The organism is Nonomuraea jiangxiensis, assembly GCF_900099965.1.
In the GTDB taxonomy this organism is placed as follows: Bacteria; Actinomycetota; Actinomycetes; order Streptosporangiales; family Streptosporangiaceae; genus Nonomuraea; species Nonomuraea jiangxiensis.
On the sequence record NZ_FNDJ01000004.1, the window covers coordinates 235,826 to 259,217 of the forward strand.

The window sequence follows — 23,392 nt, forward strand, 5'->3', positions numbered from 1 at the left end:
CGCCGAGCCCCTTGCCCGTCCCCAGCACGTCCCTTGTGCCGGCCGCGGGCACCCGGGCCTCGGCGGATCAGGCGCCGCCGGCCACCGGGCGCCCGGCTGGGGAGCCAGGTGTGCCGCTCGGTCATCGCGTGGCCAGGAGCCGAACTTGTGCCAGTCCGACGGGCACGAGGTGGCCTGGCCCCACAGGCTGGTGTCACGGGCCGCAGGCGGGCGTTGGCGAGCATGCGGGGCGCTGGTGTCGGCCGAGCCGCGAGCCGCGCCCGGCTCGGCCGATGTTCAGGTGCTATGAGTTACGCCGCTTCTCGTACTCGTCGATGGCCTTGCCCAGCTTGGCGAGTTTCTCGGTGAACCACACGTTCTCCGCGCCTGTTGGCGGGCGGTTCGAGTCCACGTACTGGTAACCGAGGTTGGAGAACATGGCGACGATGTAGGTCCGGCCTCCCTTGCCGGGCAGGGCCTTCACGATGCCCGCGTCAGCGCCGGAGTTGTTCACCCAGCCGTTCTTGTGGGCGTACGTCACCTCTGCCGCGTTGTTACACGGCCGGACGTCGCGGCCGTACGCGATGCCCTGACCGGGAATGGTCACGGTGCCGTCGGCGCCGATCCAGCGCGAGGGCGTGAGCTGCGGGATGCCAGGTACGGGGTAGGCGGCGCCGCACCAGTTGGTGGTCGACAGGGTGACGTTCATGCCCTGATCGCTCAGCTTGCTCTTGAAGAACGTGCGGGAGGCGTCGCTCAGGACGGCGGCGGTGACGTCGGTGCCGTCGGGAGCCGTCCACAGGGTGCCCAGGCCGCCGTTGACCAGCATCAGCAGCTTGGCTGTATCGAGCGAACTCATGGTGACGGGGTTGCCCCACCGCGCGCCGTTGGCCGGGTTGGTGTTCTTCAGTTGCAGCGTCTCCAGGCCCAGGTCCTGGAAGGTCTGATTGAGGTTGTCGACCGCGCCTTTGTCGTGCAGCAGTTTGACCATGGCGCAGGAGGCGGCGTTGGACGACCAGGTGAGTGAGGCGTCGAGGTAGTTGCGGATGGTGTCGCTGCCGGCCGGGCCGCACAGCGTGCTGATGGTCGTCGGCTGGTAGGCGTAGGTGTCGTCGAGCGAGATCTCGCCCTGGTCCACGAGTCGCAGCACTCCGAAGGCCACCATCAGCTTCAGCACCGACGCCGGGTACGGGATCATGAAGTCGATCGAGGCGTTCTCGCGACCGGGTATGACGTCGATAGTGCCCTGACCCTGGTTCGCATACCAGCCGGCGTCGTCCCATTGTCTCCAGCGCACGTCGGTCGTGTGCAGGTTGTCGTCTACCGGCACGACTTTTCCGTCCGGATACTGCGGGCTCATCAGCACAGTGCCCGAGGAGACGGGGCGACCGAACCTGTTGAGTTCGATGACGGTCAGGTCGATCTGCGGCTGCTGCGAGATGGGCTCGGCCGCCGCGAGGGCCACGGCCCGGTCCGCCTTCTTCGGAGGTTTCTTCGCCTCCTTGTCGGTGGCCGCCTGCTTCAGCGCATTCAACTGGGCCGCAGTCGTCGGCGGGGTGGTGTCCAGGACCTGCTCGAACTGCAACTGATCGAGGGTCCGCCGTAGATGGTTCGCGAGGGTGCTCACGGAGCCGGTCTCCGCCGCCGCCGCAGACGGTACGACGAGGCCGCCCAGCAGCACGGCCGCGGCGGTGAACTTGGCGATACCTCGACTGCGATTTCTTAATGTTGAGCTGTTCACCGCGCCACCATAGCGAATCATTTCAAGTGCGGGTGGATAGTTACGAATATCGGGGCCCAAAAGCATCTGGACAGCGAAATACCCGTTCCTCTATGGAGAACGGGTACGTGTCATGAGCTGGGCCTGGCCGTTTTCGGACGGCTGCTGCACGTCGCCGCGCATGGCGGTCACGGTTTCTACGATTGAGGCCGTATCAGGAGGCGCATGATAGCGCCTTGCAAAGCCTCATAAATGCTTCGATCTGTAACTGCTGGTCCGTGGATCCGCAGCCATTTAAATCCTGGCAGATGGAAATGGAGAACGGCACTGGTTCTCCGTGCCAGGCGGTTGGCACTGCGCGCCAAGCCTTGGCCCGCTGGACTCCGCACCAGCGCCACCACAGTGCACTGACCCCACCTGGCCGCCGGCCGCCGTACCGCGCCTGAGCTCGGTGCGCGGCGGTGAGGCGGGGTTCGGGCGCGCACTTGCTTGGCGAGCGGGGCGGGCATGACACCTTTCCTTCCCCGTTGACACACGGCCGGCTCAGGTCACGTGGACATGGAGACCATTTCTGTCACCTGTAATAGGCCGGTCCACGGCGAGATCATGTCCCTTTCTCGAAGGACTTCCGATCGACGACACGGCGCGGCCGGAGGATGCGGGGGCATCCGCGGGCTCAGCGGGTGGTGAGGGTGCGTGCCCTCCGGGTGGGCACGCACCGCTCCTTCTCAGGCCGGCCGGGTCACCCGGCCACCGTGAAGTAGACGGCCGGATCAAGGGAGTTGAGTGCGATCCAGCGCTGCGCCGTCGCTTCGGCGGGCGCTTGGCCGCCGCCCGCCGGAGCGAGGAAGAAGCCCTGTACGTCGAGAGCGATGCGGGGATCGTCGTCGATGCGCCGCGCCATGTCGTAGTAGACAGCCAGCTCATGGACGCACCGCGGGGTGGCGGCCGGGCAGGAGCAGTCGACGCTGTCGAGGACCGGTGCGGGCGGGTGGCCCGCGTCGCCGATCGCGCGGTACAGATCGTCAGTGAGCAGGGGCTGGATGCGGCTCAGCCGTCGGGAGATCTCGGCCGTCGCCCCCGTGGACATCGGCGCGACCTTGATCGTGACCACCGAGGTGCCGCGGCCGCGGTGCACGACAGCGCGCACGGTCCGGCCGTAGAACGTGATCTGCACCTTCCCGTCGCGCGCCATGCGCCGCGCGCTCGGCAGCTGGGGATCGGGACGGGTCTGGCGCAACGACTCGGCGAACCGGACCCACGTCCTTGCCCCACTTCGTGTAACCGTAGTCGCGGTCGGCCATCGTCAGTTGACTCGCTTCCGGCGCAGGACCTCGATGAGACGGTCGTCGTCCAGGCGGGTCAGCTCGGCGACGCTGGACATGTCGGCGATGTCCGACAGCGCGGACTTGTGGTTGTGCATGGCCGCGATGTGCTCCTCGACGGTGGTCCAGGTGGTCAGGGTGGTGACGGTGACCGTGCGGGTTTGACCGATCCGGTGGACCCGGTCGGACGCCTGGGCCTCCACGGCCGGGTTCCACCATCGGTCGAAGTGGATGACGTCGGCCGCACGCGTGAGCGTGAGCCCGGTGCCCCCGGCCTTCAGGCTGAGGACGAGCACCTTCGGACCGTCGTCGGACTGGAACCGGCGGACGATGTCGGCCCGTCGCTCCTGGTTCAGGCCGCCGTGGAAGAACGGCGTACTCACCCCGAACTGTTCGGCGAAGTGCCGGACCAGCAGCTCACCGGTCTGCCGGTACTGGGTGAAGACGAGGGTCGGAGAGTCGTTCTCCAGGTTGTTGGCCACGATGTCGGTGCACAGGTCGAGCTTGCCCGACCTGCCCGACAGCTCCCCGAGGTCGTCCGTGATCAGGCCCGGATGGTTGCAGACCTGCTTGAGCGAGGTCAGGACGGCAAGCACCTTGGTCTGCCGCTGGGTGCCACTGCCGAAGCCGTCGTCGATGACCTGCTCCAGCAGCCGGTCGTACAGCCTCTCCTGCTCATCGGTGAGGTCGCAGATGAGATCGGCGTGGATCTTCGGCGGGAGCGACCCCGCGACTTGGGACTTCTTCCGCATCAGCACGACCGGCTCGATGGCCCCGCGCAGCCGGGCGGAAGCGGCCGGGGAGCCGTCCGCGATCGGCCGCACGAAACGATGGCGAAACTGCGCCCGGTTCCCGAACAGGTGCGGTGCGACCAGATTGAGCAGAGCCCACAGCTCGTCGAGGTGATTCTCGACGGGCGTCCCGGTCAGGGCGATCCGCGCGTCGGCCGCGATGGTGCGCGCGGCCTTCGACACCTGCGTACGGGGGTTCTTCAGGACCTGCGCCTCGTCGAAGACCGCGGTGCTCCACTGGATCCCCGCCAGGGCCGGGCTGTGCGTGCGCAGCGTGGGGTAGCCGGTGAGCGCCACCGTGCCGCTGTCCACCGCGGGCAGCGGCCCGCCGCGCCCTCCGCGCCCTGTCCCGCCCCGTGTCCCACGTCGTACGCTGCACCGGAAGCAGGAAGGAGGGCCGCGCCAGCGACGGTGGGGGCCTGTTGTGGGGTTGCCGGGAGCGGCCGAGTACTCAGACGGCTACCGCGTATTTTGGAATAGGAGGATTGGAATTCACCCGGGTCGGTGGAACGGAAGCCGCCGGGGTATGCATGGAGAGGCAGGGGACAGAGCCGACCGCATTCTCGCTGGGGTGTTGCTCGTCCGCAGGAAGAGGAGACGCGCGCCCTGGATCAGGTTTGCTCCGGCGGTTATTCTTTTCGCGCCCACCAATTGATGCGTCGAGGAGTGGCGGCGGCCACGACGAGGTCCTCGATCTGACGTTTCCCGATCACCGGCCCGCGTCTGCGCCAGATCGCGTTCTTGGCGTCGTCGAACGACCCGCGCACTGGTAGCGACAGCACCTCGTCGGCCGGGTAGACGTTGCCAGCCGCTTCGTGGCACTGTCCCCGAGCCCCAACGCCAGCGCGATCTGCTCGGCCCGCACCCCATGGCCCGCGTCCAGAAACGAGCCCTCCACGGCCAGCCGTCCTGCTACCCATGCATTAACGGCCCTTGAGGCCCTCCGCCTGGAGGCGGGTGATGAGGCCGTCAATGCCGCACGGCTGGTCCCAGGCCTTGTAGGACCCTGAACGGGGCAGTTCAACCAGACCCCCGACAGCGCGCCCGATGCCGTCGGTGCCCACCTCGTGCAGGATGACGCCCTGTGGAGGCGCCCAATAGCGGGGGGTGGCAGACGGTAGTTTCGTACGGTTCTTGGTGATGGGTCCGGAGATGACCGTCGGGCCTCCCGGCCGCTCCTTCCCCAAGAACATCAGGACCCGCATGCCCTTGGGGGCGGCACGCCTGAAGTCGTCCACGCCTTGGTGCGGGGTCTTCGTACCCCCGAGCACCCCGCCCTGCCAAACCGGGAGATACACGACGTCGTCCGAGATGCCTTTGAGTCGCCGCTCGACCTGGACCCGCATCAGCACCCAGTGTTGGGGAGTGCGGCCGCTGCTGGCTATGGGTCCCGGCAGCCAGCCCGTCACCTTGCCGACGACGACCACGTTCACATGTTTCTCGCGTGCGAGTGCTTCCGGCGTCTTGGCCGGCTCGTAGTCATAGGCGATCTGGCGCAGAACCCGGGTGTTCACCCGACCGGTGGGAGCTTCCCGGGCGCAGGCGGACTCGGTAGCGGCCATGCCAGTGCTCGCGGCAGCTGTGCCGACAGCGCTGGAGCAGGTCGTGAGGGCGCACAGAAGGGCGGTTACGGGTAAGAATCGCATATCCCTCAAACGAGAGCGCCCAACGGCCGGTTCACCGCCGAAGATGGCTCGGAGGTGAACTTCAGGAGACGGACCAGCCCTCCCTCCTGGCGAGCCTGCGGGCCGTTCTGATCAGGGTGGTCACCGCGGGCGACGGATTGCGCTGCCAGGACAGCCGCAGCTCGATCGGCGGCATCTCGTCGGTGATCGTCAGGTACGCGATCCCGCTGGGTAGCTGGCGGCCCAGGGAGCGCGGCAGCACCATGAACCCGCTGTCCCGCAGGCTGACGTTGAGATTGCGCAGGCCGGGCAGCGGGTTTTCCCAGACGTCGAACTCCGCTCCCGTGCCGCGCACCGCTCCCAGGACCGCGTCGTGGTAGTGCGGGGCGAACCGCCGCGGGAAGAACCGTAACGTCTCCCCGCGCAACTCCCGCAGGCTCACCGCCTCCCGTCCCGCCAGCCGGTGACCGGCCCCCACGACCACGACGAAGTCCTCCGTACGCAGGACCGTCGTCTGGAACTCCGGTGGCACGCCCAGGTGCCTGCCCAGCAGGACGTCCAGTTCGCCGGCCGCGACGGCCGCCGTGAGCTCGGCGTCCCAGCCCTCGCGCGCCTCGATCCGGATGCCGGGGTGCCGCGCGCCCATCGCGGCGAACATCTTCGGCATCTCGTCGAAGGCCGTCGTCACCGTGTACCCGACGCGGACGGCGCCGTGATCGACCCCGGCGGCCCTGCGGGTGCGCTCGACGACCTGTTCGGCGTCGGCCAGGACCTGCCGGGCCGACTCGACGAACTCGCGCCCAGCCTCGGTGAGCCGGGTGGGACGGCGATGGAACAGGGTGACGCCCAGCTCCCGTTCCAGCTCGCGGATCTGGCGGCTGAGCGGCGGCTGCGTCATGTGCAGCCGCTCGGCGGCGGCTTCGAAGCCGCCGGCCTCGGCGACCGCGATCACGTAGCGCATGAGGCGTAGCTCGACTGGCATACCCGAAAGGTATACCGCCGGTCCGAACCGGACTTGGCCTCCCGGCCGCCGCTCGGGCGAGCATCCCTGTATGCATGAGAAAAGGACCTTGTCATGGTCGCCCACGCGGCGGCAGTTGGTGCAGGCCGGCGGTCTCGGCGCGGTGGCGGGCCTGCTCCCGTCAGGTACGGCGGCCGCCGCGACCCCGGACGATCTGATCACCCGGACGATCCCCGGGACGCGCGAACGGCTGCCGGCGATCGGGCTCGGCTCGTTCATGACCTTCGACACCACCTCGGACCGGCAGCGTGCGCGCCTGCGGGAGGTGGTCGGGCGGTTCTGGCGGGCGGGCGGGCGCGTGTTCGACTGCTCACCGCTGTACGGCGCGTCGGAGGTGAACCTCGGGGAGATCGCCCGCGAGTCGCGGATCAACGACCGGATGTTCCTGGCGAGCAAGATCTGGTCCACCGGCGACCATCTCTGGGACGACGGCCACGCCGCCGAGAGTCTGCGCAGCACCATCCGACGCCTGTCGCTGGACCGGCCGGTGGATGTGATGCAGTGCCACAGCCTGGTCAACGTCGACGTGATCGTGCCCCTGCTGCACGCATGGAAGAAGGAGGGCCGCATCAGGAACCTCGGCGTGACCCACCACGAGCCCGCCTACTTCTCGCTGGTGGAGAGCTGGGTGGAGCGGGCTGAGCTGGACTTCGTGCAGGTGCACTACTCGATCCACACCCGCCAGGCCGAGGAGCGGCTCATCCCGGCGGCCGCCGCGAACGGCACCGCGGTGCTGGTCAACATGCCGCTGGAGAAGGCACGGCTGCACCGGATCGTCGAGGGACACTCGCTGCCCGATTTCGCCGCGGAGCTCGGCATCACCACCTGGTCGCAATTTTTCCTGAAATGGGTGATCTCCAACCCGGCGGTCACCTGCGCCCTGCCCGCCACCTCCGACCCCGCCCACCTCGCCGAGAACGTCGCCGCCATGCGCGGCCCGCTCCCCGACGCCGCGATGCGCGAGCGCATGGTCCGGCACATGGAGACGATCCCCGGCTTCGACCGGCTCGCCACGATGCCGTGGTATCCGGGCAAGAGCTACTCGGGCGTGGTCTCACAAGCCCAGGCCGCCGTACGCCGGCGCAGCCCATGGTGGCCGTCGTGACCTGAGAAACGAAGTGCGGCGGTGCGGCCTGGCATCCGCACCGCCGCCCCGGCCGGATGCTCGTCTCTACGGCGACGACGATGTGCATGACCAGCATGGAGACCCCCGCACCTGGAGGCGCTGGGTGCGCACCGGCCCACTCCTCCCGGCCGTGCATGACTCAAGACGCGCCATGGACCACCGGGCGATGACCGGTAGTGGCCCCGCTGTTCCCCGTCTGCGACACGCTCTCCGAGGCCCTCGATCGGTTCGCCCACGTGGGGAGCCTCTGAGCAGGTCCGGGGCCTTCGGAGTGGCGGATGTGTGCGGTGGCGGGGGCGGATGGGTGGGCTGGTTGAATGGCAGCATGGCCCTTGACCCCAAGATCGCCGCGCGGTTGAAGCGCAACGCCGACGGCCTCGTGCCCGCCATCGTCCAGCAGCACGACACCGGCGAGGTGCTCATGCTGGCCTGGATGAACGACGAGGCGCTGCATCTGACGCTCACCACCGGCAGCGCCACCTACTGGTCCCGCAGCCGCGCCAAGCTCTGGGTGAAAGGCGCCACCTCCGGCAACGTCCAGCACGTCAAGTCCGTGGCGCTCGACTGCGACGCCGACACCATCCTGGTCAAGGTCGACCAGGTGGGCGCGGCCTGCCACACCGGCGACCGCACGTGCTTCGACGCCGACCCGCTCGAGCTCCCGCTCGGCTAGGAGGGCGTGGTGGAGTCCAAGGAGCGGCGGGCGCGCGGGGAGCTGTGGGGCTGGGTTCTCGGGACCGCGCTGGGGTGCGTGCTCGTGCTGTTCGCCGCCGGACGCGACTGGGTGCGGCTCCTGGAGAGTGCCGCCGGCACCACGGCGCCCACCGGCGGCGAGCTCAGCCCCGTGCTGACCCCCGTGGCGCTGGCCGGGTTGGCGGGTGTGGTGGCGGTGCTGGCCACCAAGGGCACCGGGCGCCGCGTCGTGGGCGTGCTGCTCGCCCTGTGCGGCGCCGGCGCGGCGGCCGGCACGTGGGCGGCCGTCAACGCCGGGACCGTGAGCGGCTGGCTGCGTGACCGGAACGTCATGCAGGGCCAGCGCGACCTCCCCTGGGAGGTGGTGCCGCTCTGGCCCGCCGTCGCCGCGGCCGGAGCGATCCTGGTGGTCGCCGGCGGAGCCGTCGCGATCCTGCGGGGCGGCAGGTGGGCGGGCATGTCGGCCCGTTACGAGCGGAGTGCGGAGCACGCCCGGGCGCGGCCCCAGGACGACAGGGCGTTGTGGGACGCGCTCGACCGCGGGGACGATCCCACCGATTCCCGATGAGATTCGGCGGGTACGAATTTCTTTCGTTCTGAAGCTGTGTCTGCTTGGCAAACGTTTTCTCAATAAGCTGCCGTTGCAACTGCACGGAAAGACTTGAGGAGCCAAGCGGATGAGCTACGGGGATCAGGGCGGTAGCGGCGGCTACGGCGCGCAGCCACCCGGTGGAGGATATGGCCAGCAGCCGCCCAGCGGGGTGGGTGGCTACGGCCAGCAGCCGACCGGCGGCGGTTACGGCCAGCCTCCGGCCGGTGGGGGTTACGGCCAACCCCCGGCCGATGGCGGCGGCTACGGAGGATACGAGCAGTCGCCCGGCTACGGCCAGCAGCTCCCGAGCGGCGGTTACGGCCAGCAGCCTCCGAGCGGCGGTGGATACGGTCAGCAGCCGCCCAGCTATCCGCAGGAGTCGCTCGGCTATGGTCAGCTGCCTCCCAGCGGCGGCTATGGCCAGCAGCCGCCCAGCTACGGCTACGCCCAGCCCAACTACGGCTATGCCGCCCCGCCGCCCAGGTCCACCAACGGCATGGCGGTGGCCTCGCTGGTGCTGGGCATCATCGGCCTCATCTTCTGCGGGCTCACCAGCGTCCCGGGCGTGATCCTCGGGCACATCGCGCTCAACCGGATCAAGAAGACCGGTGAGGAGGGCTCGGGCATGGCCATCGGCGGCCTGGTCACCTCGTACATCACTGTCGTGCTGTGGGTGCTGTGCTGGCTCATCTTCGGCGGCCTGCTGCTGTCCCTGATGGGGTTCAGCGCCGTCGCCACCTCCAGCGTGGAGAGCTACTGACCTGCGGGGGGCCGCATGAGGGTAGCCGGACCGTGACGAGCTGCTTCCGGTCCGATTACGAATCGTCGCCAAAACATACGTTAGCCCACGTAGAAGATGCTTTATCGCTAGGCTGCCGCGCGCAACTCAACTCAAAGATGACGATATGGGGGTCATTAGTATGAGTTACGGAAACCAGGGCGACGGTGGTTACGGCGCCCAACCCCCCGGCGGTGGGTACGGGGGCGGTTATGGCCAGCAGCCCCCGAGCGGCGGTGGCTACGGTCAGCAGCCGCCCAGCGGCGGTGGTTACGGTCAGCAGCCCCCGAGCGGTGGCGGCTATGGTCAGCAGCCGCCGAGCGGCGGTGGTTATGGTCAGCAGCCGCCGAGCGGTGGCGGTTACGACGGCGGTTACGGCCAGCAGCCGCCGAGTGGCGGTGGCTACGGTGGCGGCGGTTACGGCCAGCAGCCCCCCGGCGGCGGTTACGGCGGCCCCGGCGGCACCCCGCCGGACAACCACTTGGTGGCGGCCATCCTCACCACCCTGTTCTGCTGCCTTCCGCTGGGCATCGTGTCGATCGTCAAGTCGTCGCAGGTGAACTCGAAGTGGCAGGTCGGCGACGCCCAGGGCGCGCTGCAGGCCTCCGAGGAGGCCAAGACGTGGTGGAAGCGTAGCCTGATCGCCGGCATCATCTGGTGGGTGCTGGTCATCATCTTCTATGTCGTCGTGTTCGTCCTGCTCGCCGCGAGCGTCCCCACCACCACGTACTAGGGGGCAGAGCGACTCAGGGGGCATAGGGGAAGGCGGATAATAGGGGCATGAAGCTTGCAACGACCGAGTGGCGCGGCACGTCCCGGTTCAGGGAGCTGCTCGCGCCGCTCGGTGTTGCGGCCCTGGCCGGGTCGGCGTTCGCGTTCGTCGGCGTGGTCGATCCCAACCAGCCGGGCCACTATCCGACGTGCCCGTTCCTGTGGATCACGGGCCTTTACTGCCCGGGGTGCGGCACGTTGCGCACCATGCACGCGCTGGCCCACCTCGATCCGGTGGCCGCGCTCGGGCTCAACCCCCTCGCCGTGGCGATGATCCCGTTCCTGCTGTTCTGGTGGGGTCGGTGGGTCGTACGTGCCTGGCAGGGCAGACCCAGGCGGACGACACTCGCGCACCCGGCGTGGCTCTGGGCGTTCATCGCGATCGTCATGGTTTACTGGGTCGTCCGCAACCTGCCTTTCGGGGCGTTCCTCGCGCCCTAGTCAGGGGCCTGTGGTGAGGTGCCCCCGGGAGGCCGATAGCATCGCAGGACAAGGCTGAGAGCGGACGCGACGCGAACTCTCCGCCGCCCCCACTGTCAACCGGAGGGACCTCAAGCGCGTGAGTGAGCGGACGGAAGGGCCGAGTGTCCTCGACGACATCCTCGAAGGGGTGCGTGCCGACCTCGCCGCACGTCAGCAGGCCGTGTCCATCGACGAGCTCAAGCGGCGAGCCGAGCGCGCCCAGGCGCCCAGAGACGCGATGGCCGCGCTCGGGGGTGACAGGATCTCGGTGATCGCCGAGGTCAAGCGCTCCAGCCCGTCCAAGGGCGCGCTGGCCGCGATCGCCGATCCGGCCGCGCTGGCGGCCGACTACGAGGCGGGCGGCGCCCACGTCATCAGCGTACTGACCGAGCGGCGCAAGTTCGGGGGCAGCCTCGACGACCTGGCCGCCGTCCGTTCCCGGGTCGACATCCCGATTCTGCGCAAGGACTTCATCCTCACCTCCTACCAGCTCTGGGAGGCCAGGGCCCACGGCGCCGACCTGGCGCTGCTCATGGTGGTCTGCCTGGAGCAGGAGGCCCTGGTGTCGTTGATCGAGCGGGCCGGGTCGATCGGCCTCACCCCGCTGGTCGAGGTGCACACCGAAGAGGAGCTCGACCGGGCGGTCGCCGCCGGGGCCCGGGTCATCGGGATCAACGCCCGCAATCTGAAGACACTCGAGGTCGACCGCGAGATCTTCGCGAAGCTGGCGCCGAAGATCCCCGATAATGTGATCAAGATTGCCGAGTCGGGCGTGCGTGGTCCGCATGACCTGCTCGCCTACGCCAGGAGCGGCGCCGACGCCGTGCTGGTGGGGGAGAGCCTGGTCACGGGTAAGGATCCGCGCAAGGCAGTGGAGGCGCTGGTGACCGCCGGCGCCCACCCGTCGACTCGCCCCGACCACTCATCAGAGGGATAGCAGTGGCAAACGAAGGCTCCATCCTGACCGCCGCCGATCTGGCGGGCAACGGCGTGCGTGGCGACGACCCGGACGTGCACGGCAAGTTCGGCATCTTCGGCGGCCGATACGTGCCGGAGGCGCTCATCCCGGCGCTCGACGAGGTGGCCGCGGTCTACGAGAAGGCCAAGCACGACGCGGAGTTCATCCGCGAGTTCGACCACCTGCTGCGCACCTACGCCGGCCGGCCGACCACGCTGACCGACGTGCCGCGCTTCAGCGAGCAGGCCGGCGGCGCGAGGATCGTGCTCAAGCGCGAGGACCTCACCCACACCGGCGCCCACAAGATCAACAACGTGCTGGGCCAGGCGCTGCTGACCAAGCGTCTGGGCAAGAAGCGGGTGATCGCCGAGACCGGCGCGGGCCAGCACGGCGTGGCCACCGCCACCGCGGCCGCCCTGCTCGGCCTTGAGTGCGTGATCTACATGGGCGCGGTCGACTGCGAGCGCCAGGCCCTCAACGTGGCCAGGATGAAGCTGCTCGGCGCCACCGTGGTGCCGGTGACCAACGGCTCCCAGACGCTGAAGGACGCCATCAACGAGGCGTTCCGCGACTGGGTGACCAACGTCGACTCCACCCACTACCTGTTCGGCACGGTCGCGGGACCGCACCCGTTCCCCGAGATCGTGCGTGACTTCGCGCGGGTCATCGGCGTCGAGGCCCGCCGCCAGATCCTGGAGCTGACCGGCAGGCTGCCCGACGCGGTGTGCGCGGCGGTCGGCGGCGGCAGCAACGCGATCGGCGTCTTCCACGCCTTCATCGACGACCAGGACGTACGGCTGCACGGCTACGAGGCGGCCGGGCACGGCCTGGAGAGCGGCGAGCACGCGCTCACGCTCACCGCAGGCTCGGTCGGCGTGCTGCACGGCTCGCGCACCTACGTGCTGCAGGACGACGAGGGCCAGACCATCGAGTCCCACTCGATCTCGGCCGGGCTCGACTACCCGGGCGTCGGCCCCGAGCACGCCTGGCTGAAGGACTCGGGCCGCGCCACCTACCGCGGCGTCACCGACGACGAGGCCATGGCGGCGTTCTCGCTGCTGGCCAGGACCGAGGGCATCATCCCGGCGATCGAGTCCTCCCACGCCCTGGCGGGCGCGCTGGAGCTGGGCCGCGAGCTCGGCCCTGAGGCGATCATCCTGGTCAACCTCTCCGGCCGCGGTGACAAGGACATGGGCACGGCGATGAAATACTTCAACCTCTGACGAGCCGCCACACCGGCGCGGGGGCCACCGGGTGTCTCCGTGCCGGGGCATCATGGTGGGACTCGACCTTTCGAAACGGAACGACATGACGACTCTTCAGACGGTTTTCGCCAAGGCGAAGGCGGACAACCGGGCCGCGCTCGTCGGCTACCTGCCGGCGGGCTTCCCGTCCAAGGACGGCGCCATCGCCGCCGCCGCGGCCCTGGTCGAGGCCGGCTGCGACGTCATCGAGATCGGGCTGCCCTACTCCGACCCGCTCATGGACGGGCCGACGATCCAGGACGCGGTGCACAGGTCGCTCAGCAACGGCACGCGCATCGCCGACGTGATGCGCACGGTCGAGGGGGTCGCCGCGACGGGCGCGGCCACGCTGGTCATGACGTACTGGAACCCGGTCGACCGCTACGGCGCCGAGCGGTTCGCCCGTGACCTGGCCAACGCGGGCGGGGTGGGCACGATCACGCCCGACCTGACGCCGGAGGAGTCGGAGCCGTGGCGCGCCGCCTCGGCGAGCGCGGGCATCGACACGGTGTTCCTGGTGGCGCCCAGTTCGACGGAGGCGCGCATCAAGGCCGTCGTCGACTGCTGCACGGGCTTCGTCTACGCGGCCTCCCTGATGGGCGTCACGGGCGCGCGGGAGACCGTCAACGTCGCCGCCGAGGGGCTGGTCAAGCGCACCCGGGAGCACACCGGTCTGCCGGTGTGCGTGGGCCTGGGCGTCGGCACGGGAGCGCAGGCGGCCGAGGTGGCGACCTACGCCGACGGGGTGATCGTGGGGTCTGCCTTCATCCGGCGGCTGCTCGACGCGCCCGACGAGGCCGCGGGCCGGGAGTCCGTCGCCGCCCTCGCCAGGGACATGGCGCAGGGCGTACGCCGCTCGTAACGGGCGGACTTCTCACCGACCCGGCCTTTTCCCGAGGGTCACCCGGCCGGGTGAGCCGCCGGGACCCGGGACGCCGGTGGCGCGGTCCCTGCCGTCGTGGTGGGTCACGCGCCGGTGGGCTCTGCCTGGTTGGGCTCTGTGCGGCTGGGCTCTGCCGGGTCGGGTTGCGGGCGCCTGAGGTCGGCGTAGAGGTTGGAGTAGCGGTTGAACAGGCCGGTGGGCACCAGGTAGATGTTGATGATGACCTGCATCAGCACCAGCCAGACCACGTACTGCGCGGCGTTGATCCCCGGGACGGCGTCCACCGGCAGGGTGTAGGCGATCATCACCCGCACGGCGGCGTCCACCAGTTCGCCGACACCGTAGATGACGGTCACCACCCGCCAGATCCGGCGGAAGGCGGGCAACCGCTCCCACAGCACGTCCCACGACTCCCGGTTCGGCCCTACCCGTCCTTCCAGCAGGAACCGGGTGAACACGAACGCCAGCGGCCTGTCCCCGCGCGCGCTCGCCAGGAACCACAGGCCCGCGACCGCCATGAACCAGCCGTCCTTGGCCAGCAGGAACCTGGTGTCCTGGATGATCAGGGACACCAGGGCGCTGGCCAGCATCATCGTCGTCATGTACAGGCCCAGGCGGTCGGGCTTGCGGCGGCGTACGAGGTCGGAGACGACGCTGAGGCCCGGGACGACCGAGCAGACCACCAGCGCCGTGTGGAACTCGACGCCGAAGCCGCGTAAGACGTAATAGATGACGATCGGGATGCCGATGTCCACCAGCAGGGTGAGCAGACCCCTCAGCCGCGCGCTCATGCCGCGATCGCCCGGTTGAACAGCGCGGACAACTCCTCCGCATAGGTGCCCAGGTCGGCCTCGGGGTCGCCCTCCAGCAGGAACGGCAGGCCGTCCAGCGAGCGCTGGATCGCCATGGCCGCCACCCGGACGTTGAACTCGCCGAACTCGCCGGCCTCCTGCCCCCACGTCAGCAGGCGCTCCAGGTGGGAGAACGCCGAGACGTCGATGGCCACCTCCCGCGCCGTGGTGCCGCCCTCGGGCTGGAAGTTGAGGAAGATCTCGGTGGCGGCACGCATCTCGTCGCGGTGCTCGCTGATGTATTCCGCCAGGGAGCGGATGTAGGCGTCCACCGCGGCGCCGGGCGTGCTCTGCGCGCCCACCCGCTGCCCCATGAAGGCCGCCAGGTCCCCGTAGATGGTGCTCATCGCCTGGCCGATCAGCTCGTCCTTGCCGTCGAAGTGGTACGAGATCAGGCGCGTGCTGCTGAGCCCGGCACGCTCGGCGATCCGGGCGAAGGACGCCTGACGGAAGCCGAGCTCGGCGATGGTCGCGATGGTGGCGGCCACGATCTGCGCCCTTCTGGCGGAGCTCGTTATGGACTCTTCCCGTCTTACTGGCATGAGTAATTTTTAACTCATCCAAGTAAATTGGGCAAACGCGCAGGTCAGGGGGTAGAAATTGGGCTTAGCTGATGCTTATCTCCCGCGTGGTCAGATGGGATCCCGGTACTGTGCGCAGCGAGGCGCAAGGACAGGGGGGATGAGCTATGGACGCGTCACTGTCGTCACGTAACGTAAGATGGGCGATACCCTGGGTGGCGACCGTCGCCCGGCTGGTGTTGGGTGGGGTGCTGATCGCGGCGGGCGCGCTCAAGATCGGCAACCCGGCCGACTCCGTCGTGGCGGTCAAGGCTTACCAGTTGCTGCCCGAGTCGGTCGCCGTCACGGTGGGCTACGCCCTGCCGATCCTGGAGATCGTGGTCGGCGTGCTGCTGGTCGTCGGTCTGCTGACGAGGGTGGCCGCGGCGATCGCGGGGCTGCTCATGTTCGCGTTCGTGTTCGGCATCGGCTGGGCGTGGGCGCACGGCCTGCGGATCGACTGCGGCTGTTTCGGCGGGGGCGGCCAGCTCGGGGCGGGGCAGGAGCCGGCGTACGCGCTCGACATCCTGCGCGACTTCGGGCTCGTCCTGCTCGGCGCCTGGACCGTGCGTTACCCGCCGGGGCGCTTCGCGCTCGACGGCGCCCTCGGCCTGGGGGGCGACAGCGGTACTGAAGGGGAGGACGACTCATGAGCAAGGGTCAGCGCACGCAGGCCAAGTCCGCGCGCGAGAAGATCAAGGAACAGCAGGCAGCCGCCCGGATGCGAGACCGGCGCCGGCGCCTGGCGACCTATGTGACGGCGGGGGCGGTCGCCGTCGCCGCCGTCGGGCTCGGCTGGTGGTACGCGGTCAGCAACTCGCGCTCGGAGGAGGCCTCCGGTGCGGTCGCACCGGTCACCGTGCAGAGCGACGGCAGCGTCGTGATGGCCAAGCAGGGCGTCACGAAGCCCGTGGTCGACATCTACGAGGACTTCCAGTGCCCGGCCTGCAAGGAGCTGGAGCGGGTCAGCAGCCAGACCTTCAAGAACCTCGCGGCCGAGGGCAAGGCCAAGGTGGTCTACCACCCCATCACGATCTTCTCGCAGGAGCCGACCAAGTCCAATTCCGTACGGGCGGGGAGCGCCGCCCGGTGCATCGCGGACGGCAAGCAGTGGCTGGCCTTCCACGACCTCCTGTTCCAGAACCAGCCGTCGGAGACGTCGCCGGGCTTCCAGCCCGACCAGCTCGTGGAGTGGGGTAAGCAGGCCGGGGTGACCGCGCCGGGCTTCGCGCAGTGCGTCACCTCGGGCAAGAACGCCCAGGCTCAGCTCTCCTACAGCCAGAAGGTCCTGCCCGCGCAGAACATTCAGGCTACGCCGACGGTGAAGTTGAACGGCAAAGAGATCGACAATTCACAACTCTTCAGCCCACAGCAACTTCGCGATGCGATTACGGAGGCGGCTAAGTAGGCTCGGTTCCGCTACCCTCACCTGACATGCCCCTTGCCTCGATTCCCAGCCCTTCCCAGGGGGTCTGGTATCTCGGAATCATCCCGATCCGGGCTTATGCGCTATGCATCGTGCTCGGCGTCATCGTCGCCGTCTGGCTGAGCGAGCGCCGCTGGCGCGCTCGCGGCGGCCAGAAGGGGACGATCATTGACATCGCGGTCCCCGCGGTCATCTTCGGCCTCATCGGCGGCCGCCTCTACCACGTCATCACCGACTGGCAGACCTACTTCGGCAGCCGTGCCGTCAAGGAGCCGTACCAGGCGCTGTTCATCTGGGAGGGCGGCCTCGGCATCTGGGGTGCCATCGCGCTCGGTGGCGTCGGCGTCTGGTGGGCCGCGCGCAGACGCGGCCTGTCCATGTCCGCGCTCGCCGACACGGTCGCGCCCGGCATCGCCTTCGCGCAGGCCATCGGCCGCTGGGGCAACTGGTTCAACCAGGAGCTCTACGGCGCGCCGACCACGTTGCCGTGGGGCCTGGAGATCGACGTGGACCACGGGGGAGAGCCCGGCGTGCTCTACCACCCGACGTTCCTGTACGAGTCGCTGTGGGACGTGGCGCTCGGCTTCGCGCTCATCTTCGCGGGCAGGCGCTTCGCGCTGCGGCACGGGCGGCTGTTCGCCCTCTACGTCGCCGGTTACACGCTCGGCCGCTTCTGGATCGAGGGGTTGCGCATCGACCCGGTGGGCGGCGTGGACCATGCGGTGATCTTCTTGGGGCTGCGGATCAACCAGTGGACGTCGGTCGTGCTGTTCGTGGGAGCGCTGGTCTATCTGTGGGTGACCAGGAACAAGGACACGGAGGAGATCGTGGTGCCGGCCACGGACCCGTCCGTGGATCCGGCCCATGAGACCGGGCAGGCGGACGCGACGGAAGTGGCTGACGGCGAGAAGCGGGCCTCGGGCGGGGCTGCCACAGCGGCCGGGGGCGGGGCCGCCGCCGCAGCCGGGGGCGAGGCTGCCGCAGTGGCCGACGAAGGCGCCGACGGCAGACCGGGCGACGGACCGGAGGCCACAGCCTCGCCGGACACCGCCAGGGACGAGAAGGCGCCGGACGTCGTCACGGAGGAGAAGGCGTCGGATACCGTTACGGACGGGAAGGCGCCGGGCGAGAGTGGCGCGGACGGTTCTGGCGCGGACGGGGACCTGGAGAGCGCGGCTCCCGTAGGGGACGCTTCCAAGGCCGGGGACGTTGCCCAGGCCGGCGACGCTTCCAAGGCCGGGGACGCTGCCAAGGAGGCCGACGCTTCCGAGGCCGGGGACGATCCCACGCCTGCGGACGGTTCCCCTTCCGGTGGGGCGGCCGAGGAGGCTCCCGCAAGGGAGGAGGGCCGCGCGGAGGCGGCGACTCCCGGAGCCGAAGCCGTCACGAAGGAGAAGAACGCTCGATGAGCAGCCGCGCGGAGAGCCACCATCAGCATCGTGACGTCACCGGAGGCTGGTTGCGGCCTTCGGTGTTCGGCGCGATGGACGGCCTGGTGTCGAACTTCGCGCTCATCGCGGGTGTCGCCGGCGGCAACGCCAACCCCAGGGTCATCGCCCTCAGCGGTGTCGCCGGACTCGCCGCCGGGGCCTTGTCCATGGCGGGCGGTGAATACGTCTCCGTGGCCAGCCAGCGTGAGCTGGCCCAGGCCGAGATCGCCGTCGAACGCGGTGAGCTGGCCCGCCATCCCGATGACGAGCGGGCGGAGCTGGCGCAGAGCTTCGTCGACCAGGGCGTGACTCAGGAGCTGGCCGACGAGGTGGCCCGGCAGATCTCCCAGAACCCGGATCGGGCGCTGGAAGTGCACGCCCGCGCCGAGCTGGGGATCACGCCCGATGAGCTGCCCTCGCCGAGGGTGGCGGCGGTGTCGTCGTTCGTGTCGTTCAGTGTGGGGGCGGCGCTGCCGTTGCTGCCGTTCCTGCTGGGAGCCAGGGAGCTGGTGGTGTCGGCGGTGGTGTCGTGCGTGGCGCTGTTCGTGGCTGGTGCGGTGGTGTCGACCGTCACCGCACGTAGCTGGTGGTATTCCGGGCTACGCCAGTTCGTGGTCGGGGCGGTGGCCGCCGGGGTCACCTTCAGCGTCGGCAGTCTGATCGGGGTGGCGGGGCTGTGATGGCCCGTAGGAGAGCCGCTCCCGGACCTCGGGGCGGCCGGTCAGGCGGCGGAACCCCCAACGGCCAGGGCTCGTCACGCGGCGGCCGCCCGGCCCCGGGAACAGACGGCGGCGGCTGGCCTGCGGCCGATGACGGGCAGTGGCCGGTCTCCGGCACTGATGGCGCGAGTTGGCCTGAAGCCGGTGCTGGTGCTGGTGGTGGAGGGCGGTCTGCCTCTGGTGCCGACAGTGCGGGTTGGTCTGCGGCTGGTGCTGGCGGTGGGCGGCGGTCTGCTTCCGGCACTGATAGTTCGGGTTGGCCTGCGGCTGGTGCGGGAGAGCGGTCTGCTTCTGGTACCGACAACGCGGGTTGGCCTGCGGCTGGTGCGGGAGGGCGGTCTGCTTCTGGTGCCGACAGTGCGGGTTGGTCTGCGGCCGGTGCCGGTGGTGGGCGGCGGTCTGCTTCCGGGACTGATAGTTCGGGTTGGTCTGCGGCGGGCACTGACGGTAGCGGTTGGGCCGCTGCGGGCGGGCACGGTGGTGGTCGGTCGGGGGCCCATGAGAGCGGAGCTTGGCCGGCGAGAAACGATGGTCGTGGCCGGTCGGCGAACACCTCTGGCGGTGGTCGGCCCGCCGCCCCTGGTCCGATGGAGGCTCATTCGAGCGGTGGCTGGGCGGTCGGTGGTGGTCCGGCGGGCAGCCACGCGCAGGGTGGGGTGGCGACAGGTGGCCGGGCGGGTGAGCCGGTCGTCGAGGCTCATTCCGGTGACAGCGCGGACGGTGGCGGGCGGTCGGCGGCGGCGACGCGCAAGCGGCGCCGTACCCCACCCTCTGACTGGCAGTTTCCGCTGCTCACGGACATGGGGCTGCGGCCGGAGAAACAGAAGTTGCTGGTCATCATCGCCACGGTCGTGGGTGCGCTGGCCGGCCTGGCCGGGCTGGTGGCGGCGATCAACTCCATCGGCGACTACTCACCCGCGCAGGAAGCCAGTGCCGCCGTGCTGGGACCGGACGTGACGGTGCCCGAGACCTTCCATGGGTGGGGTTCGCCCAAGCTGTTCGACCCCATCTCGGATCGGGGAAAGGACCAGCGGGCGCTGACCGAGAAGGAAGTGTTCGGCGAGAGTGAGCTGCCGGTCGCCAAGAAACTCAAGCTGAAGCTCGTCGCCAAGAAGATCGACTCCAACTGCTCGGCCGCGCTGTGGGGTGGGAGCCTCCTCGAACAGGTGGCGGACGCCGAGTGCACCCAGGTCGCCCGTGGCCTCTACGCCAGCTCCGACGGCCGGTACGTCGGGCAGTACACGCTACTCAACCTGAAGGACGGCCAGTCCGCCGCTGATCTGGTCGAGTCATTGAAGACGCTTTACCGGGGCGGGTGGGTCAACCCGCTGACCTCGTCCAAGGCGGCCTTCCCGCCGGGCGGTCACTCCGAGGCGGGCGGATACGCCCTCGGCCACTATGTCGGCCTGGTCTGGCTCGGCAAGGTGGACGGCACGGAGCCCACCCCGAAGGACGACTTCGTCTCCCTCACCCTGGCGCTGCGGGGGGCCGAGAAGGCCGTCTATCGCCGCGTCGTCACGATCACGGGTCCGGCCTCCTGATGCGCGCGATGCGAACACCGGTCTTGCCGCTGCCCACGATTGGGACCGCCGCCCTCGTGGGGCGTTTCCGGCCTGTGGTGGCGAGGTCCATCGCCGTGGTGCCGTCGGGTCGGGTCGCCTCGCCGAGGTTCGGTCGAGCCGCCTCGCCGATCTCCGGGCGGGGTGGCTCATCGATCTTCGGGCGGGGCGTCTCGTCGGTCCGCGGGGGAGTTGCCTGGCTGATCTTCGAGCGGAGCGCCTCGTCGGTCTGCGGGCGCGTTGCCTGGCTGATCTCTGGTCGGGGCACTTCCCTGATCTCCGGGCGGGGCGCCCCACCGTTCCCTGGGCGGGGTGCCTCATCGATCTTCGGGCGCGTTGCCTGGTTGATCTCTGGGGGAGGGGCCCGGGCGAGGTTCGGTTCGGGCTTTTTGAGGATCTTCGGTCGAGGGGTCTTGGCGATCTTCGGTGGAACGGGCGCGATGGGAGTGCCGAGTTTCTGATGTTCCGTCGTGTCGTCATTTCCGTGGTGATCGTCCTTGCCGTGATCATCGCCGTGGGCGGGTGGTTGTGGCTGGGGCGGGACCAGCCCCGTCCTGGGGTGTTCCGGGCGGAGCCCACCTCCGCCTTCTATGCGCCCATCGACTCCCGGCAGGTCGACTCCGCGCCGCTGACCCTCCAGGAGGTCTTCACCCCGGCCGTACAGACCGTGGGTTCCATGCGTCTGGAGGACAAGCAGCAGTTCACCGACTGCGACGAGGTGCTCTGGGGGGCTTCGGCCGAAGGGTGCACGCAGGCGTTGCGGGCCACGTACCAGGGGGGTGCGATGGTGGGGCAGTTCGTGATCTTCAATCTGAGTGACGGGCGTGCCGCCGACGCGCTGGTGGCGGCGTTGGGCAAGGACGGGTTCGTACGGCAGGAGGTGCCGTTCGAGGCGACCGGGAGCCGGGCCCAGGCGCGGGCGATGGGGCACTACGTGACGGTGAGTTGGGTCGGGGGGCCCGCCCCCGCCCAGGAGCTGATCGACGGCCTGGTCAAGCTGGACGGCCTTGGGCGCGTGGTCCAGAGCCGCATCGTCGCCGTCACCTGACCCCCGTCACTCGTCACCTGACCCCGACTCGACCGCGACCCCAGGCCGGCGGTCCAGAGGCCGGTCGTTGCTGTGGGGATTAGGCCCGCTGTACCACGTGTGCGGTGCACCGCCTGTCAGCTGGAGCTAGTGGGGTGGGGTCAGGTTGTGGTGGTCAGGGCCGTGACTGTGGTGGTGACCGCTTGGGGGAGGGCGGACAGGTGGTGGAGTGGGGTTTCCAGGGGGGTCAGGTCGTCTGACCAGGGGGCGGCCTCGCGGATGAGGGTGCGGGCCTCGTTCTTGGTCAGGGTCGAGCCCTGGGTACGGGCGACCGCTATGAGGGCCTCGCGCCAGGTGTTGGCCAGCTTGGCGTGCCCGTTGTCCAGGATCCTGCGCAGCACCGAGGCGGCGTCGCCACCGGGCTGCGGGAGGCGTACGGCGTCCAGGGTCCCGTCGGCGGTGGTCAGCTGGTAGACGGCGGACAGTACCTCGGGCGGGGGTGGGAGGTCGGGGCCGAGGACGCGTACGTGGGACGCGCGGGTGGCCAGGAGCAGCCGGGGGAGGGCGGCCGTCAGGGCCGGCGGCAGGGCGACGGCCACGCGTTCGGGAGCGGCGGCGTACGGTTTGGCGAGCCAGGTCGAAAGCTTGACCCGGGGTTGGGTGAGGTCCTTCGGCCAGTCGCCCACCAGCAGGTCGGGGGTGAAGTCCCCCAGCCCGGGGAGCGAGGGTGTGGGCTCGGTGGCTTCGACGGACTGGGGGCCCTGGGTGTAGATCGCGGTGGTCTGGCGGCTCAGCCGGGACGCCACGGCGGGGCGGGTCTTGCTGGTGGGGCGGAGGATGTACAGGTCGGCGGCGGAGCCGATGGCTTCTGCGCCGAAATATCGGTTGAAATCAGGGTAAATGGCCTCGTAGGCGAGGTTGAGGTCCGACAGCGCCTGCTGGACCTTGAAGGCCAGCATGGGGGTGCGTTCGCTGGCCCCGTACGCCAGCAGCACCCGGCCCTCCTCCCGCAGGCCCTCCACGGCGCGGGCCACGAACAGGCCGATCCCCTCCGGCGTGTACGGCGGGTCGGTGAGCGCGAGGTCGTGGTCCCGCGCCGACGGGGGCAGGCCGAGCCGCAGGTCGGCCCAGCGGGTGCGGACGCCGAGCCGCTGGTTGTCGAGGTAGGCCAGGATGCGCTCGTCGATGTCGACCACCGTGACGTCGGTCTCGGGGTGGATCAGCTTGACCGCCAGCGAGGTCAGGTCGTGGTCGCCGACGCACAGGAGGCGGGCGCCGGGGAGCCAGAAGCGGGTGCCGAGCAGCAGCGCCCGCCTGAGGACCGTCTCGGGCGTGGCCGAGACGTGGTCCAGGACGTGTCGGGCTCGGGGGGCCTCGGCGATCAGGGTGGTCAGGCGGTCGAGCACGTGCGGGTAGTGGGGGAGCAGGTGGGCGACGGGGTCTTCCGGCGGCGGGGCCAGGGACAGGAGGTCCTGGTAGGCGGCGGTGTCGGTCAGCGGCACCCGGAAGGTGTCGCCGGTGTGCTCCAAGGGGAGTTCGCGGAGCAGGGCCTCGATGGTGCGCCTGGAGGTGGCGGTCTCTCTCACCACGTCCGCCAGGGTCCGCCACCGGCCTTCGCAGAGGAGGGCCAGGGCGTGCCTGAGCCGTCTGCTGTCCGTACCGGCCTCGGCGAGCAGGCGTTCCACCCCGTCACGATCCATGCGGCAACCCTATCGAGCGAGGGAAAGCGTTCCGACTCGTCGTCGCCTCGCTGGTCCCGCCCGCGTGGATGGCCTCAGCCCTGCTGGTCGGATCGGCTCTGCCTGGGGCGATGGGTGGTGAGGGGTCCGCTGGGGTGGTCGGTGGTGAAGGG

The 23,392-nt window shown here is 69.6% G+C and carries 24 protein-coding genes; 15 read left to right on the forward strand and 9 right to left on the reverse strand.

All coding sequences use genetic code 11. The features are described 5' to 3' along the window. Positions 1-283: 283 nt before the first annotated feature. The 5 genes from BLS95_RS10500 to BLS95_RS10520 all read right to left on the reverse strand — a co-directional run bounded on the left by BLS95_RS10500 (position 284) and on the right by BLS95_RS10520 (position 6,422). Positions 284-1,720 (reverse strand): serine hydrolase, encoded by a 1,437-nt coding sequence (locus BLS95_RS10500; RefSeq protein WP_218135684.1) that lies wholly within the window; start codon positions 1,718-1,720, stop codon positions 284-286. Positions 1,721-2,441: 721 nt separating this feature from the next. Beyond that, positions 2,442-2,894: a hypothetical protein gene (locus BLS95_RS10505; protein WP_218135685.1), complete on the reverse strand. Its 453-nt coding sequence runs from the start codon at positions 2,892-2,894 to the stop codon at positions 2,442-2,444. A gap of 111 nt (positions 2,895-3,005) precedes the next feature. After that, a complete protein-coding gene (locus BLS95_RS10510; RefSeq protein WP_245764968.1) occupies positions 3,006-4,127 on the reverse strand; it encodes a DEAD/DEAH box helicase in 1,122 nt (373 codons plus the stop codon). A 611-nt stretch (positions 4,128-4,738) separates the two neighbouring features. After that, the gene (locus tag BLS95_RS10515; RefSeq protein ID WP_143043659.1) at positions 4,739-5,377 is read right to left on the reverse strand and encodes a hypothetical protein; all 639 of its coding nucleotides are present in this window, start codon (positions 5,375-5,377) and stop codon (positions 4,739-4,741) included. A 145-nt stretch (positions 5,378-5,522) separates the two neighbouring features. Next, on the reverse strand, positions 5,523-6,422 hold the full coding sequence (locus tag BLS95_RS10520) for a LysR family transcriptional regulator (protein WP_090930721.1): 900 nt from the start codon (positions 6,420-6,422) through the stop codon (positions 5,523-5,525). 70 nt (positions 6,423-6,492) lie between these two features. On the opposite strand from BLS95_RS10520, the gene BLS95_RS10525 reads away from it, so the two are divergent. The 9 genes from BLS95_RS10525 to trpA all read left to right on the forward strand — a co-directional run bounded on the left by BLS95_RS10525 (position 6,493) and on the right by trpA (position 13,947). Next, positions 6,493-7,566, forward strand: a complete 1,074-nt coding sequence (locus BLS95_RS10525) for an aldo/keto reductase (RefSeq protein WP_090930722.1) — start codon at positions 6,493-6,495, stop codon at positions 7,564-7,566. A gap of 346 nt (positions 7,567-7,912) precedes the next feature. Next, positions 7,913-8,260 (forward strand): phosphoribosyl-AMP cyclohydrolase, encoded by a 348-nt coding sequence (gene hisI / locus BLS95_RS10530; RefSeq protein WP_090930723.1) that lies wholly within the window; start codon positions 7,913-7,915, stop codon positions 8,258-8,260. 9 nt (positions 8,261-8,269) lie between these two features. After that, positions 8,270-8,848 carry a Trp biosynthesis-associated membrane protein gene (locus BLS95_RS10535; protein WP_176993120.1) on the forward strand — a complete coding sequence of 193 codons (579 nt, stop codon included), beginning with the start codon at positions 8,270-8,272 and terminating at the stop codon, positions 8,846-8,848. A gap of 109 nt (positions 8,849-8,957) precedes the next feature. Further along, positions 8,958-9,632, forward strand: coding sequence for a DUF4190 domain-containing protein (locus tag BLS95_RS10540; protein WP_090930725.1), 675 nt, complete (start codon positions 8,958-8,960; stop codon positions 9,630-9,632). A 160-nt stretch (positions 9,633-9,792) separates the two neighbouring features. Continuing rightward, entirely contained in the window at positions 9,793-10,383 is a 591-nt protein-coding gene (locus BLS95_RS58950; protein ID WP_090930726.1) for a CD225/dispanin family protein, read from the forward strand. Positions 10,384-10,430: 47 nt separating this feature from the next. Next, positions 10,431-10,862 carry a DUF2752 domain-containing protein gene (locus tag BLS95_RS10550; protein WP_090930727.1) on the forward strand — a complete coding sequence of 144 codons (432 nt, stop codon included), beginning with the start codon at positions 10,431-10,433 and terminating at the stop codon, positions 10,860-10,862. 118 nt (positions 10,863-10,980) lie between these two features. Next, entirely contained in the window at positions 10,981-11,820 is an 840-nt protein-coding gene (trpC, locus tag BLS95_RS10555) for an indole-3-glycerol phosphate synthase TrpC (RefSeq protein WP_090930728.1), read from the forward strand. A 23-nt stretch (positions 11,821-11,843) separates the two neighbouring features. Continuing rightward, positions 11,844-13,064: a tryptophan synthase subunit beta gene (trpB, locus tag BLS95_RS10560; RefSeq protein WP_425434716.1), complete on the forward strand. Its 1,221-nt coding sequence runs from the start codon at positions 11,844-11,846 to the stop codon at positions 13,062-13,064. Positions 13,065-13,149: 85 nt separating this feature from the next. Next, positions 13,150-13,947 carry a tryptophan synthase subunit alpha gene (trpA, locus tag BLS95_RS10565; RefSeq protein ID WP_090930729.1) on the forward strand — a complete coding sequence of 266 codons (798 nt, stop codon included), beginning with the start codon at positions 13,150-13,152 and terminating at the stop codon, positions 13,945-13,947. A gap of 104 nt (positions 13,948-14,051) precedes the next feature. Here the strand turns inward: trpA and BLS95_RS10570 are convergent, their stop codons facing one another. Then, positions 14,052-14,759 carry a VC0807 family protein gene (locus BLS95_RS10570; RefSeq protein WP_090930730.1) on the reverse strand — a complete coding sequence of 236 codons (708 nt, stop codon included), beginning with the start codon at positions 14,757-14,759 and terminating at the stop codon, positions 14,052-14,054. Continuing rightward, complete coding sequence (locus tag BLS95_RS10575) at positions 14,756-15,307, reverse strand: TetR/AcrR family transcriptional regulator (protein WP_176993121.1); 552 nt, start codon at positions 15,305-15,307, stop codon at positions 14,756-14,758. The genes BLS95_RS10570 and BLS95_RS10575 overlap by 4 nt, the downstream gene beginning before the upstream one ends. Before the next feature lie 248 nt (positions 15,308-15,555). On the opposite strand from BLS95_RS10575, the gene BLS95_RS10580 reads away from it, so the two are divergent. The 5 genes from BLS95_RS10580 (at position 15,556) to BLS95_RS10600 (ending at position 20,495) form a co-directional block, all read left to right on the forward strand. Then, positions 15,556-16,032: a MauE/DoxX family redox-associated membrane protein gene (locus BLS95_RS10580; RefSeq protein ID WP_090930732.1), complete on the forward strand. Its 477-nt coding sequence runs from the start codon at positions 15,556-15,558 to the stop codon at positions 16,030-16,032. Then, a complete protein-coding gene (locus BLS95_RS10585; protein ID WP_090930733.1) occupies positions 16,029-16,787 on the forward strand; it encodes a DsbA family protein in 759 nt (252 codons plus the stop codon). The genes BLS95_RS10580 and BLS95_RS10585 overlap by 4 nt, the downstream gene beginning before the upstream one ends. A gap of 26 nt (positions 16,788-16,813) precedes the next feature. Then, a complete protein-coding gene (gene lgt / locus BLS95_RS57730; RefSeq protein ID WP_090930734.1) occupies positions 16,814-18,214 on the forward strand; it encodes a prolipoprotein diacylglyceryl transferase in 1,401 nt (466 codons plus the stop codon). Continuing rightward, positions 18,211-18,915: a VIT1/CCC1 transporter family protein gene (locus BLS95_RS10595; protein WP_090930735.1), complete on the forward strand. Its 705-nt coding sequence runs from the start codon at positions 18,211-18,213 to the stop codon at positions 18,913-18,915. The genes lgt and BLS95_RS10595 overlap by 4 nt, the downstream gene beginning before the upstream one ends. Before the next feature lie 626 nt (positions 18,916-19,541). Further along, complete coding sequence (locus BLS95_RS10600; RefSeq protein ID WP_143043660.1) at positions 19,542-20,495, forward strand: hypothetical protein; 954 nt, start codon at positions 19,542-19,544, stop codon at positions 20,493-20,495. Here BLS95_RS10600 and BLS95_RS10605 read toward each other — a convergent pair. Continuing rightward, on the reverse strand, positions 20,476-20,781 hold the full coding sequence (locus tag BLS95_RS10605) for a hypothetical protein (RefSeq protein WP_090930737.1): 306 nt from the start codon (positions 20,779-20,781) through the stop codon (positions 20,476-20,478). The genes BLS95_RS10600 and BLS95_RS10605 overlap by 20 nt on opposite strands. A 216-nt stretch (positions 20,782-20,997) precedes the next feature. Between BLS95_RS10605 and BLS95_RS10610 the strand changes: the two genes are divergently transcribed. Further along, on the forward strand, positions 20,998-21,561 hold the full coding sequence (locus BLS95_RS10610) for a hypothetical protein (RefSeq protein WP_143043661.1): 564 nt from the start codon (positions 20,998-21,000) through the stop codon (positions 21,559-21,561). A gap of 140 nt (positions 21,562-21,701) precedes the next feature. Here the strand turns inward: BLS95_RS10610 and BLS95_RS10615 are convergent, their stop codons facing one another. After that, complete coding sequence (locus BLS95_RS10615; RefSeq protein ID WP_245764971.1) at positions 21,702-23,240, reverse strand: bis-aminopropyl spermidine synthase family protein; 1,539 nt, start codon at positions 23,238-23,240, stop codon at positions 21,702-21,704. Between the last annotated feature and the right edge of the window lie 152 nt (positions 23,241-23,392).

Coding starts and splice junctions, on each gene's coding strand:
- BLS95_RS10505 (WP_218135685.1), bottom strand. CDS start 2,894: ATGGCGCGCGACGGGAAGGTGCAGATCACGTTCTACGGCCGGACCGTG.
- BLS95_RS10515 (WP_143043659.1), bottom strand. CDS start 5,377: ATGGCCGCTACCGAGTCCGCCTGCGCCCGGGAAGCTCCCACCGGTCGG.
- BLS95_RS10520 (WP_090930721.1), bottom strand. CDS start 6,422: ATGCCAGTCGAGCTACGCCTCATGCGCTACGTGATCGCGGTCGCCGAG.
- BLS95_RS10525 (WP_090930722.1), top strand. CDS start 6,493: ATGCATGAGAAAAGGACCTTGTCATGGTCGCCCACGCGGCGGCAGTTG.
- hisI (WP_090930723.1), top strand. CDS start 7,913: ATGGCCCTTGACCCCAAGATCGCCGCGCGGTTGAAGCGCAACGCCGAC.
- BLS95_RS10540 (WP_090930725.1), top strand. CDS start 8,958: ATGAGCTACGGGGATCAGGGCGGTAGCGGCGGCTACGGCGCGCAGCCA.
- BLS95_RS58950 (WP_090930726.1), top strand. CDS start 9,793: ATGAGTTACGGAAACCAGGGCGACGGTGGTTACGGCGCCCAACCCCCC.
- BLS95_RS10550 (WP_090930727.1), top strand. CDS start 10,431: ATGAAGCTTGCAACGACCGAGTGGCGCGGCACGTCCCGGTTCAGGGAG.
- trpA (WP_090930729.1), top strand. CDS start 13,150: ATGACGACTCTTCAGACGGTTTTCGCCAAGGCGAAGGCGGACAACCGG.
- BLS95_RS10570 (WP_090930730.1), bottom strand. CDS start 14,759: ATGAGCGCGCGGCTGAGGGGTCTGCTCACCCTGCTGGTGGACATCGGC.
- BLS95_RS10585 (WP_090930733.1), top strand. CDS start 16,029: ATGAGCAAGGGTCAGCGCACGCAGGCCAAGTCCGCGCGCGAGAAGATC.
- lgt (WP_090930734.1), top strand. CDS start 16,814: ATGCCCCTTGCCTCGATTCCCAGCCCTTCCCAGGGGGTCTGGTATCTC.
- BLS95_RS10595 (WP_090930735.1), top strand. CDS start 18,211: ATGAGCAGCCGCGCGGAGAGCCACCATCAGCATCGTGACGTCACCGGA.
- BLS95_RS10600 (WP_143043660.1), top strand. CDS start 19,542: ATGGAGGCTCATTCGAGCGGTGGCTGGGCGGTCGGTGGTGGTCCGGCG.
- BLS95_RS10615 (WP_245764971.1), bottom strand. CDS start 23,240: ATGGATCGTGACGGGGTGGAACGCCTGCTCGCCGAGGCCGGTACGGAC.